Here is an 11,443-nt window from a genome sequence, read left to right as displayed (position 1 = left end):
GTCGGTGGTAGATAGCTACAGGGAAACGCCCGGTCCCATTCCGAACCCGGAAGCTAAGCCTGTACACGCTGATGGTACTGCAACCGGGAGGTTGTGGGAGAGTAAGTCACCGCCGACACCAAACAAAAACAACAACTTTATAAAACATGTATCAAGAGGGGCAAGGACACCAACGACGGGGTCCTTGCCCCTCTTGTTTGTGATCCCTATTTTTCTATACTTGAACCCCATGAGAACTTTTGCATAGGCAATAACCGGCCTTGTTCGGACCAATGACCCAGATCTGTACAAGGGCGCCCACGGAGTGCATTACAGCGACCGCATATATGAAGCCGCTGAGCTATTAGACCAAGCAATGAAGGATCCCGCACAAATTACCGGCATAGTGCCTCCGGGTCCATGCGATATTTTGGCTGTTGCACTAGATGCAGTAGAAGTGGTGCTCAAGACTATTCCTAGGGCCAATGACTATGCCCATGCCATAAGGGATGCCGCCGAAGTCTTGGCGCGGGTAGTCCCTGTCGCCGCGCAGCAAGCTAGTTATTCCGGTAGCGCCTTGGCTGGCTGGTTTATGCGAATGAACGAGATTCTCCCAGTCGAGGAAATCGACCTTGATCCAGTGTATCTGGCACCTGCTCTTGGTGAAGAGGGGGTGGCTCGCATCCGTTCGTGGAATACGTCCGAGCAAGGTAGTGGATACGTGGGGCGTCGTCTAGCCGTGCTAGAAGGCACTAGTGAGGCCATTCTTCGTACCCATGGTTTGCAGGGAAGTGTTGCAACGCGCTCTGAGGAGATCATTGCCGGTTTTTGTGAAATCGGCCGCTATGACCTTGCCTTTGATTGGGCTGAAAAGGCAATTGACGAGTGCGCCGTAGAGGAAACTCGAAATATAGCCTGGCGTTGGGCTGTGCTTGCTACTGAGCATTTCCCTGAACAATCGGAACGCGTGGCCCGCAGCGTGTTCGACGCATACCCCGAATTGGCGTCCGCTCAGCAACTCTATGCTGCGGGCACCGACAAGGCGAAATCTGCGGCGCATATACAAGCCACGTTGGCGGCTAAGCCGTGGGACTTAGCGATGTTCCAGCACCTGTGCCTTGAAGACACTGAACGTGCCTGGAGCACCGTCGTAAAGGCGGGAATGGAAGAGTCAATGGCGCAACGATTCCTCGATGAGCTCCCGGAGCAGGCTCTTCCTTTCGTTCGCGACGACGTCGCAACTTATCTAGATTCGACTCGGGTTGGTCGCGACATGGGCATCGAGCTGCTGCATACCATGAGGGAAAAGTCGGCGGAACTAGGGGAGCCCTGGGAAGCGGACTTCAACGCATTCTTGACAGACCTGCGCCGTCGCTACGCCAAGCGGCATGTCATCTTAAGGCGACTTGACGAGGTTTCACTTATCGCTTGATTTGGCTACTGCGAAAACGCTCAATTCGTGACTATGAGTGTGCAGGAAGTCAGCAATACAACCTGACCAGAGCACAGCGCGGGCAATGCTCACGGGGTGGTGTACAAATCGCTTTACTTGTTGTAAACATGTTTACGCGGGCGAGTCAGTAATTAGTTTGCGCGTTGACGCGAATCAGAAAGAGCGCCTAGATGCGCTTGCTTCGCGGACTGGGCGGACTGGATCCTTCTATCTTCGCAAGGCCCTAGATTCCTATCTAGATGAACTTGGGTATGTGTATGCGCTTGAAGCCGAAGCCGGAGCAGCCCGACGCGGAGAATTGGATACGATCTCTCTGCAAGCCTTAGAGGACGAGTGTGGCTTAGTCGATTGAGTTCACCCCGCGTGCGGCGAAGTCGTTTCGAAAGCTTGACAAACCCGTACAGAAACAAATCAGGAAGTTTCTTCGTGAGGTAGCAGTGTTAAACGGTCTCGTGTGCGCGGTAAAGGGCTCGTCGCGGACAAGTCTGGATTGTGGCGGTGGAGCGTAGGGGATTATCGGGTGATTGTTTCCATCCTCGATGAAGCTGTGGTCGTCAATGTCATCGATATAGGACACCGACGCAACATCTACTGTTAACCATTTGATTTTGATAAAAGTAAAAGCACCAGAAACTATCTGGTGCTTGAGAGTCCTGCCTAGAGGACGAGCAGGTCATAGCGGGTTGCTTTGACATCGGAAAGCCGCTTGCGGGCGCGCTCTAGGCGCTGCCATTGTTCCTGGGGGATGGATTTGCGGGCGATGGTGACGGTTTCCGCATCGGGAGTTCCCCAGGCAATGGGCATGGGGGAAATCTGCTGCCAATGCTCCTTATCGGAAGTAGAACGCTGGCCGGACACGGCGGCCACCGGAACCTTCGTGCCGACGGTGCGTTGGACGCCAGGAATGGAGGACACCGTGCGCAGGCACGCACCCCAGCGCGGGGGAAGGGAAGGATCCACATTGGTATTGACCAGGGCGAGTAACACCATGTCGCGCTCGTTGACTTCCGCGATGACGGCGGGCGCGAGCGGATAAGAATCATAGAGCGATTGGGCCGTTCCTACCTTGCTTGCGGCGGCAAGGCCGACGAAGGCAACGACAATGCCGAAGAAGATGAGCCCTAAGCCCACGGTGACTCCCCAGGAGAAGCTCCACCATACGGCGGCCCCAGCAATAATCAGGATGAGGCCGAAGAGAAGCCCGGATACGCGAAGGCGGTTGGAATCGCGTAATAATTCGTTATTGGCCTTGGCAAAAGACTCGTTAACGTCGAACTTAAAAACCTTCATTGTCCTAAGTCTACTGCGTCCATGAGCCGGTAGGCATATCCTTGCTCGGCGAGGAAGCGTTGGCGGTGCATGGCGTAATCCGCATCTAGGCTGTCGCGGGCGACCAGTGTATAAAAGAGTGCCGCGGTTTCCTTCGGCCGCAGGAGGCGGCCCAGGCGCTGCGCCTCTTCTTGCCGGGAGCCAAAGGTGCCGGAGACCTGGATGGCCAGTGAGGCTTCGGGTAGGTCGATGGAGAAATTGGCCACTTTGGATACGACGAGGATGGACAGCTCGCCATCGCGGAATTGCTGGAAGAGCTTCTCGCGCCTGGCGGTAGAGGTAGTGCCGTCGATGACGGGGGCATCGAGGTGCGCACCTAATTCGCGTAGTTGGTCCACGTAGCCGCCGATGATAAGCGCTTGTTGGTCGTGGGTGGAGAGGATTTTATCGACTGCGCGGAGCTTGGCGGAGGCTTGGGCGGCGATGCGGTAGCGGTCTCGTGGCTGCGCAGTGGCATACAGCATGCGTTCTTCCGGGTCCATATCTACACGGACCTCGATACATTCCGCGGTGGCGATGTAGCCGGCCATTTCCAGCTCTTTCCACGGCGCATCGTAGCGCTTCGGGCCGATAAGGGAGAAGACATCGCCTTCTCTGCCATCCTCGCGCACGAGGGTGGCGGTCAACCCTAGCCGACGCCGCGATTGCAGGTCCGAGGTCATACGGAACACTGGTGCGGGAAGCAGGTGGACCTCGTCGTAGATAATAAGGCCCCAGTCGCGGGAATCGAAGAGTTCGAGGGCGCGGTACTCACCTTTGGTTTTCCGCGTGACTACTTGGTAGGTGGCGATGGTAATCGGCTTGATTTCTTTCTTCTCGCCGGAGTATTCGCCAATGTCATGTGCGGAAAGCGTGGTGCGGCGCAGGAGTTCGTCGCGCCATTGGCGGCCAGCGACGGTATTGGTGACCAAGATGAGGGTGGTGGATTGCGCCTTAGCCATGGCGGCGGCACCAACGATGGTTTTTCCGGCACCGCAGGGCAACACCACGACGCCGGAACCGCCGGACCAGAAGGCAGCGGTGGCGTATTCCTGGTAATCGCGCAGGTGCCAGCCGTCCTCCTTCAGCGCGATGGGGTGGGATTCGCCGTCGATATAACCGGCGAGGTCTTCGGCGGGCCAACCGGCTTTGAGGAGTTCCTGCTTGAGGCGTCCGCGCTCAGAAGGCGCGACAGCGATGCTGTTGTCATCGATGCGCGCACCAAGCAGCTTTCCTACCCTGCCGCGGGAGAGTTCGGTAAGGATCGCGGGCTCTTCTGATTCGAGGATGAGCCCGTGGGCGGGGTGCGCTTGGAGGCGGACGCGGCCGTAGCGGGACATGGTCTCGGCTACATCGACAAGCAGTGATTGCGGGACGGGGAAACGGGAGTAGGTTTCTAAGACATCGACGACCTGCTCGGCGTCGTGCCCGGCGGCGCGGGCGTTCCAGAGCGCTAGGGAAGTGATGCGGTAGGTATGCACGTGCTCGGGGGCGCGCTCCAGCTCCGCGAATGGCGCGAGGGCGGTGCGCGCAGCGGCGGAATCTCGATGATCGACTTCCAGCAAGACGGTCTTGTCCGACTGCACAATCAGTGGTCCGTTCATGTATCTAGAGTAACGGAGGTGATACGGTGCAGGGGAAACCGGATGGTGGAGCCATCAGAGGCGCGGGCATCGATTTGGCCACCGGCGACGGTAAGTGGGGTTACGGTGCGGGTTGTGGTATTGCCATTTTTATCGGCGTAGCTAATGATGATGGGGCGTGCGTTGCGCGCGGCCGCGTGCACCACATCCAAGTTGGGTAGGCTCGGAGCTTGCCCACTAGTGAGATTGCGCAGGGCACGGGTGATATCCGGTGGTGCGGACTGGGAGCGCGGGCTGGGCGTCGGGAGTGTTGCGGGCTCGGGGGCGATAGACAAGCTGGCGCCGTTCTCGTCCTCGGCGGCGGGGCAGAGGCCGTACTCACGCAGGCGCTCTAGAAGCTCGTTGACGCGCAGCTGGGAAATCGCGACTGTGGGAGCAAGGAGGCGTAGCGGGGCGGCTTTCGTTGCGATGCGCAAGAGGGCTGGGTCCTCGCTGCGCAGGTAGGATAGGGCTGGGCCCGAACGCAGGGTGCCGTGTCGCCCCGCTACGTCCTCGATGTGGAACGCCAGCGTCTGGGGGACATCGCCATGTGCGGCGAAGAAATCGTGGATTTCCGGTCCCGTCATCCCGCGGTCAAGGCCGCGGCGCAGTGAGGCATCGCTGATGCGGTAGACACTGGCCAGGCCGGGCGATTCCAGATCCGCCAGGGATTCCAGGGTGTGGTGGGCACCGGGTTCGAGGGGACCTGGCACGAGCACGGTCATATCCGCCTGGATCAGAAATTTATTGATGGTATCTGGGGTCAGAGTATCGGTTGCATCGAAGCCCTCAATAAGCACGCTCGTGGCTCGCCCGAGCGCGATGGCGCCTATCCATTCGGCCTCGCGGTGTAGCTCATCGATGGTCTCCGGGGAGGTATGCGTGGCAAAAAGGGGAAAGGAAAAATGCAGGTCCGCTTGAAATTCAGCTGCAGAGATTGGCTGTGAGGAGTGGAGGTACACATCGAGGATATGCTGGCGGAACTGAGGCAGGCGGTCGGTGCTAGAAGAGGGTACCCGGCCGGATACCCACGGCGTCCAGGGGGAATTTTCCCACGCTGCGAGAAGTACGCGCCACTGCTTGGCTAGTCCTGCATCAAGCCAATTGTGGGCGAAGTCGGTGGGGGCGAGGAAGTTTCCCTCGTACCCGGACGGTTCGCCACGGTTGATAAGCCGTGCAGATAGGCCAAGCGTAATCAAGCGCCGCAGTTCTGGTTCCGCAATGTCGAGCTGCTTGCTGAGCTGGGTAAGGGGGCGGACGCCAACGGTCTTATCTTTGAGGAGCTCGATCGGGCGGGCACCGAGTGCAGAAATGAGCTGTTGCATGCCGCGGACCACGGATAGGCCCGCGGCGGTGCCAGCGTCATCGGCCTTGCGGTCCGCGGTGGGCTGGCCGCGCCGCGCGGAGGGCTCGGTGGCAATGTACGCGACGGTATGCCCTTGCATCGCGCGGTGAACCTCGCGCGGCAGGCGAACGGTCTGGGAATCGACTCGCTGCAAGAGTTGCTTTGCAATAAGCCGCGAGACCGGGTGCGAGGGATCGGTCTCGCGAGTTGTACCGATGCCGCTGGAGCGCGCCAGGGTGGCAAGGACGTGGCGTTCGTCTTCAGCAAGGGCCTCGATTGTCGCGGGTGATACCTTGAGCTGATTGAGCAGTGACCAGCCCGTGGGGAGCGCAGGCATGACCTCTGGCGGAATTTGCACCGCGCCGAATGCGAGGCCGCGTTCTTTGAGCTCGCGAGTAATGGCGGGGTTGCGGTCTTGAACCTCCGCCAGCTCCCCGCCACGCTTGGCGATGTCCTCCAACACCGCCAGCTGCTGCGCGTTACACTCCGCTAGCGCTCGGGCGATGGAGGTACGCAAGAGCAGGCGTGTGGTCAGCGCCGCGATGGAGGGCGGCAGCGGGGTTAAAACGTCGGGGCGGTGGCGGAGGATGGTGGCCAGTTCTTCTTCTGAAAGGGAATTAAGCCAGGTGCGAAAATGCGGGAGGTGGGAGGACTGAGTCATGATAAATGACAATTTTAGCGCCGGATCGAGTTACGTTTTTGCCTGAGGTTTGAAATAATAAGCCTATGTCGAATGAAAAGAATGGCTTTGTATCCCCGGCCTGGCCGGACAATGAACATCGCGAGCATGCAATTACGGAAATTTCTGCGCCTTTTGCTGGCGCCTCCAGCCCCTACGGCGATGATTTAGTGCTGCCCATGCCGGCAGAGAAGTTGAACTACGTTCACCCTTATACCCGCATTAATCGCTAAAAAATTCCCCTTGCCGCAGACGGCGAGGGGAATTTCTATGCGCTAATTTAGCGGGTGAACTTGTCAACCAGCTGTGCAACCGGGTCGATGAAGTCGCGGTTTGCAGAGTAAAACGCGTTAAAGTCGTGTCGGTTTGCGTGGTAGAAGTCGGTGAACTGCGCCGGCAGCTGTAGGCCGTAAGCGTGAGCGGTGTCCTTGATGAGGTTGTAGACGGCGTCGACGGCGAGCTCATCGGACCTATGTCCTGCTGCCTGCTGTACCGGTTGCGGTGCTTCAGCAGGCGCAGATGGGGCGGTGCGTTGGGTCGGCGCGGAGTTCAGGCCAAGGGATGCCGAGCATGCAGGCCAAGCGCCCCAGCCTTGATTAGCCAAGGTGCGCTCAGCGATGACAATCTGCTGTTCGCGGGTTGCCTGGTTCGCGGTAGGGGCGAATTGACCGCCGCCGTGTGCCTGCCAGGTCTGTGGGCTGAATTGCAGGCCGCCGTGGTAGCCGTTGCCGGTGTTGATGTGCCAGTTTCCGCCGGATTCGCACTGTGCAAGGCGGTCCCAATCGGAGTCAGGGGCTGCAGCAGCAGTCGGCGCCATGATGGCGGCCGCTGCGCCCAAGGCAACGGTGCCTGCGGTGAACTTGGCGGCAAAGCGGTTAGTCTTCGCGGAGTGGCGTCCCATAAAAGTAGTCCTTCCCGTGATGCCCGTTTTGTGGGAGTGTTTTGCGCCGCTAAGAAAGGATGGGCGGGAAACCTTTTTGCGGCGACACTGCGGGCCAGAGTAGCGGTTTATAACGAAATAGTCACGTTCTCGGCACTAAATGGGAAAAAGTTGAGACTAGTGTGGTTTCCTTAACGACATTTCCGCAGTTCAACGCTGTTCTGTGAACTATATCACATAAAGGGTGGAACTTCTGTTCTGCAGAACTTCCAGTTAGAATTATAAATTTACCCAAGAGAAAAGGTGGATACCTATGCCCATTGGCAAAGTGAAGTGGTATGACGCCGAGAAAGGTTTCGGTTTCGTGAGCAACCCCGGCGATGAAGACGTTTACGTCGGCCGGAATGTCCTGCCCAAGGGCGTAGAAGAAATCTTTCCGGGACAGCGCATCGAATTCGATTTCGCGGCAGGGCGCCGCGGACCGCAGGCACTGCGGGTGCGCGTGCTGGATAAGCCGCGCCGCCGCACGCCATCGCGCAAGCCAGAAGCGCTCGGTAGCATGGTCTCTGATGTTATGACCCTGCTGGAATCGCAGGTGCAGCCGGTGCTGAACTCAGGGCGCTACCCTGAGCGTAAGACCGGGCGCCAAGTAGCAGAAATCCTTCGCGCGATTGCGAAGGATTTGGATAGCTAATCCTGCATGGTGGATAGGGACCACACGGTGGCGAGGGGGGTTTCTTCGCCCTCATCATCGGTACCAATCATGAGGGAGGAGACTTCCACCACCATGAGGCGGGGGCGCTCGCCGGTCGATGCCTCGATGGGATCTACCGAACCGGGGATATCTACCTCGCTCGCTTCATTCGCACCGTGCAAGGTTTCGTCATTGGCGGCGGGGTCATCATAAATGGAAAGCACCTTCCATTGGTGGTTCGAGATCTCCTTGGGAATCTCCAAATGTAAGGTGTCATCTTCGCCCACCGTTAGCTGGGGGACATCGCCTTCGGGGCAATCGGTTCCCGGCTCGCACACGAGGTAGGGCGTGACTTCTGTGGTCTTATCCCCTACGGAGGCGGTAATCGCTATCTCGCTGGGCTCTCGTCCTGGCCGCGAGTTGCGCCAGCTCTGGAAGATCACCACGGCGGCGACGATGACTGCTACGCTCACGATGAGCGCGAGGATTTGCAGCAGCGACTTTTTCCTTGCTTCCTTAAGGGTTGCCATGGCTCATTACTTTACTCGAACGCGGTAGAGCTCATTCCAGCGCTTGCCGGTAAGCCAGAATTCATCGGTGCCCTCTATATGGGCGATACCGTTTAAAACATCATCGGGATCGGTGTATTTAGATTTATCGATGGCATCGGTAGAAATCACCGCGGTCACCTCTCCGGAGGACGGATCGATGCGGTAGATATCGTTGCTCTGCCACACATTGGCATAGACATCACCGTCCACGCATTCCAGCTCATTGAGATTGTCCACCGGTAAGCCCTCGAGGGTGACCTCGGTGGTGGAGCGCTGCGCAAAGGTTTCCGGATCCATGTGGCGCAGGGTAGAGGTTCCATCAGACATGACGAGCTCGTCCTGGTGGGCGCATAATCCCCAGCCTTCGCCGGCATAGGTGGCGGTCCCTGTGTGCTGGAAGTCGTTATCATAGCGCAGGGCCTGCCCGCGCTTCCAGGTCAATTGCCAAATGGAATCGTTGTACCGGGTGATGCCCTCCCCAAAAAAGGAATCATCGAGCGCCCGTTCCTGCAGGACTTCGCCGCTTGCAGGGGAGAAGCGAATGAGCCGGGATTCACCCCATTTCCCGGTGCCGAGTAAGAGATTGCCCTTACCGTCTTCTTCTAGACCCTGGGTAAAGGAGTTCTCCGGCAGTGGCGCGGTCTCGAGGACCTCCACGGATAGGTGCTCAGGGGTGGAGGAATCGGGAGAGTTGGGAGTGTTAGAAGAACAGGCGGTCAGCGCGCAGCAGGGCACGGCAATGAGTGTGGCGCGGCGGAGAAACGACATGCACCATATGTACCACTGTTGGCGGGTCATCATGAATAATGAGGGGCGTGAGTAAGCGACAAGCAAATCCGTTGATCGATTCCCGTGCCGTGCGCATTGCTCGTGAAGCATTGGAAGAAGTGGGCGAAGGGGGCATCGGCAAGCATAGGGGCGTAGCTGGCATGGGCCGCAACGTTGCCACCCATCGCTTCGAGGCGGATATGCCAGGCTACCTGGGCTGGGAGTGGCAGGCCGTGATCGCGTGTGCGGAAGGTTCGCGCTACGTCACCGTCAACGAGGTTGCGCTGGTGCCGGGCGGAGAAGCGCTGCAGGCGCCGAAATGGGTGCCGTATGCGGACCGCGTGCTGCCGGGGGATTTGGGCCCGGGGGACCTTATGCCGCCGGCCATCGATGATGAGCGCCTGGATGGAAATGAGCTTTCTGCCAAGGGCTTAGCGGATGCCAAGCAGCGCTGGCAACAAGAGTATGGCCCCACCGCGGAGATGGCAGCCAAGGCGCACCTGCAGTGCCGCACGTGCGCGTTTTATATGCAGTCAATGGATAACTTTGGGATATGCGCCAATGAGTATTCTGCTGATGGCCGGGTGGTACATGCGCGCTACGGTTGTGGTGCGCATTCGCAAACGCGGGTGCGCGAGGAGAAGGTGCCGGCCGTGGCCTTCGACGATGAAAAGCCCATTTACCAAGATTTTGAAATTGCGGATTGAGGAAGCACACTTAGGGCGTAAAAAATACCGCTCTACGTGAAGGGGCACGGCGTGAAAGCCACTCTCGATCGCTATTTCCATATTTCTGAACGTGGTTCCACTATCGGAACTGAGCTACGAGCGGGAACGGTCTCGTTCTTCGCCATGGCGTATATCATTTTGCTCAACCCGCTGATCCTGGGCACGAGCCCGGACGCGGAGGGCTATACCCTAGGCGTGCCGCAGGTTGCCGCAGCCACGGCGCTCGTCGCCGGCGTCATGTCCATCGCCTTCGGTGCGATTGCCAAATACCCCTTTGCCATGGCTGCTGGCCTAGGCATGAATACCTTCGTTGCCATCGGTATGGTCGCCACCAGCGGGCTGACTTGGCAAGAAGCCATGGGCCTGGTGGTTATTGAGGGCCTTATTATCGTCCTGCTCGCCGTGTCTGGTTTCCGCACCGCGGTATTTGATGCCATCCCACAGCCCATGAAGGCTGCTATGGGCGTGGGTATTGGCATGTTCATCGCCATCATCGGTTTTGTAGACGGCGGGTTTGTTACTCGCGTGCCCGATGCCGCACAGACCACCGTGCCGGTGGGGCTGGGGATTAATGGCTCGATTGCCACCTGGCCGGCGGTGGTCTTCGTTATTGGCCTGTTGATTTGTGCTTTCATGGTCATCCGCACAGTGCCAGGCGGGCTATTTATTGCCATTATCCTCAATACGGTGATTGCCTTCGTCGTTCAGGCCTTCACGGGCTCGGAGGACTGGGGTATGGCCGCCCCGGAGGCCCCGGATGCGTTGGGTGGCCTGCCGGATCTTTCCATCGTGGGCGATGTGAATCTGGTCGGCGCCTTTGCCAAGATCGGCGTGATTTCTACGGTGCTGCTCATCTTCACCCTGCTGTTGACTAATTTCTTTGATGCCATGGGCACCATGACCGGGTTGGGCAAGCAGGCCAAGCTCGTGGATGATAACGGCAACCTGCCGGGTATGCAGAAGGCGTTGGTCGTAGAAGGCGCCGGCGCGGTCGCCGGTGGCGTGGGGTCGGTATCTTCTAATACCGTCTTTGCGGATTCCTCTGCGGGCATTGCCGATGGTGCGCGTACCGGTCTGGCCAATATCATGACCGGATTGCTTTTTATCGCCGCCATGTTTTTCACCCCGCTTTATGAAATCGTTCCTATCGAGGCCGCAGCGCCTGTCTTGGTCATCGTCGGTGTCATGATGGCGGCACAGCTCACGGATATCCCATGGACCCGCATGGAAGTGGCCATTCCGGCCTTCCTTACCATCGTGGTCATGCCGTTTACCTATTCCATTGCCAACGGCATTGGCGTGGGTTTTATTACCTTCGCGCTCATGTCTACCTTTGCTGGCAAAGCCAAGCAGGTGCACTGGATTATGTGGCTGCTTGCCGGGCTCTTTGTTATTTATTTTGGCATCGATCCTATTTCGGATGCCATCGGCTAGCC

The 11,443-nt window shown here is 58.5% G+C and carries 13 protein-coding genes and 1 rRNA gene; 8 read left to right on the top strand and 6 right to left on the bottom strand.

All coding sequences use genetic code 11. From position 1 onward, the window contains the following. From rrf to D9V82_RS12990, 4 genes are all read left to right on the top strand, one after another. A 5S ribosomal RNA gene (gene rrf, locus D9V82_RS06730) occupies window positions 1-118 on the top strand. Between the two features lie 237 nt (window positions 119-355). Then, window positions 356-1,411 (top strand): hypothetical protein, encoded by a 1,056-nt coding sequence (locus D9V82_RS06725; protein WP_239088595.1) that lies wholly within the window; start codon window positions 356-358, stop codon window positions 1,409-1,411. 85 nt (window positions 1,412-1,496) lie between these two features. Then, entirely contained in the window at window positions 1,497-1,784 is a 288-nt protein-coding gene (gene relB / locus D9V82_RS12895) for a type II toxin-antitoxin system RelB family antitoxin (RefSeq protein WP_121911648.1), read from the top strand. 102 nt (window positions 1,785-1,886) lie between these two features. After that, window positions 1,887-2,030 (top strand): type II toxin-antitoxin system RelE family toxin, encoded by a 144-nt coding sequence (locus D9V82_RS12990; RefSeq protein WP_325168052.1) that lies wholly within the window; start codon window positions 1,887-1,889, stop codon window positions 2,028-2,030. Window positions 2,031-2,089: 59 nt separating this feature from the next. Here D9V82_RS12990 and D9V82_RS06710 read toward each other — a convergent pair whose 3' ends face one another. Genes D9V82_RS06710 through D9V82_RS06700 form a run of 3 tightly spaced genes read right to left on the bottom strand, consistent with a single transcriptional unit; the run spans window position 2,090 to window position 6,368 of the window. After that, the gene (locus D9V82_RS06710; protein WP_121911647.1) at window positions 2,090-2,722 is read right to left on the bottom strand and encodes a DUF3239 domain-containing protein; all 633 of its coding nucleotides are present in this window, start codon (window positions 2,720-2,722) and stop codon (window positions 2,090-2,092) included. Continuing rightward, the gene (locus D9V82_RS06705) at window positions 2,719-4,344 is read right to left on the bottom strand and encodes a DNA repair helicase XPB (protein WP_121911646.1); all 1,626 of its coding nucleotides are present in this window, start codon (window positions 4,342-4,344) and stop codon (window positions 2,719-2,721) included. The genes D9V82_RS06710 and D9V82_RS06705 overlap by 4 nt, the downstream gene beginning before the upstream one ends. Beyond that, window positions 4,341-6,368, bottom strand: coding sequence for a helicase-associated domain-containing protein (locus tag D9V82_RS06700; protein WP_121911645.1), 2,028 nt, complete (start codon window positions 6,366-6,368; stop codon window positions 4,341-4,343). The genes D9V82_RS06705 and D9V82_RS06700 overlap by 4 nt, the downstream gene beginning before the upstream one ends. A gap of 65 nt (window positions 6,369-6,433) precedes the next feature. On the opposite strand from D9V82_RS06700, the gene D9V82_RS06695 reads away from it, so the two are divergent. Then, window positions 6,434-6,619 (top strand): hypothetical protein, encoded by a 186-nt coding sequence (locus D9V82_RS06695; RefSeq protein WP_005279826.1) that lies wholly within the window; start codon window positions 6,434-6,436, stop codon window positions 6,617-6,619. A gap of 47 nt (window positions 6,620-6,666) precedes the next feature. On the opposite strand, the gene D9V82_RS06690 is transcribed toward D9V82_RS06695, so the two are convergent. Beyond that, on the bottom strand, window positions 6,667-7,287 hold the full coding sequence (locus D9V82_RS06690; protein WP_121911644.1) for a resuscitation-promoting factor Rpf1 domain-containing protein: 621 nt from the start codon (window positions 7,285-7,287) through the stop codon (window positions 6,667-6,669). Window positions 7,288-7,579: 292 nt separating this feature from the next. Here D9V82_RS06690 and D9V82_RS06685 point away from each other — a divergent pair, with 292 nt between their 5' ends. Beyond that, entirely contained in the window at window positions 7,580-7,960 is a 381-nt protein-coding gene (locus D9V82_RS06685) for a cold-shock protein (RefSeq protein WP_121911643.1), read from the top strand. Here the strand turns inward: D9V82_RS06685 and D9V82_RS06680 are convergent. Both D9V82_RS06680 and D9V82_RS06675 read right to left on the bottom strand, forming a co-directional pair. After that, the gene (locus tag D9V82_RS06680) at window positions 7,957-8,490 is read right to left on the bottom strand and encodes a DUF2771 domain-containing protein (protein WP_121911642.1); all 534 of its coding nucleotides are present in this window, start codon (window positions 8,488-8,490) and stop codon (window positions 7,957-7,959) included. The genes D9V82_RS06685 and D9V82_RS06680 overlap by 4 nt on opposite strands. Before the next feature lie 6 nt (window positions 8,491-8,496). Continuing rightward, on the bottom strand, window positions 8,497-9,312 hold the full coding sequence (locus tag D9V82_RS06675) for a glutaminyl-peptide cyclotransferase (protein ID WP_121911641.1): 816 nt from the start codon (window positions 9,310-9,312) through the stop codon (window positions 8,497-8,499). A 5-nt stretch (window positions 9,313-9,317) separates the two neighbouring features. Between D9V82_RS06675 and D9V82_RS06670 the strand changes: the two genes are divergently transcribed. Both D9V82_RS06670 and D9V82_RS06665 read left to right on the top strand, forming a co-directional pair. After that, on the top strand, window positions 9,318-9,986 hold the full coding sequence (locus tag D9V82_RS06670; protein WP_121911640.1) for a DUF3027 domain-containing protein: 669 nt from the start codon (window positions 9,318-9,320) through the stop codon (window positions 9,984-9,986). 51 nt (window positions 9,987-10,037) lie between these two features. After that, entirely contained in the window at window positions 10,038-11,441 is a 1,404-nt protein-coding gene (locus D9V82_RS06665) for an NCS2 family permease (protein WP_121911639.1), read from the top strand. Window positions 11,442-11,443 lie beyond the last annotated feature (2 nt).

Source organism: Corynebacterium macginleyi (assembly GCF_003688935.1).
Lineage (GTDB): Bacteria > Actinomycetota > Actinomycetes > Mycobacteriales > Mycobacteriaceae > Corynebacterium > Corynebacterium macginleyi.
The sequence above is the reverse complement of the archived record's forward strand: the minus strand, read 5'-3'. Positions and strand labels throughout refer to the sequence as shown.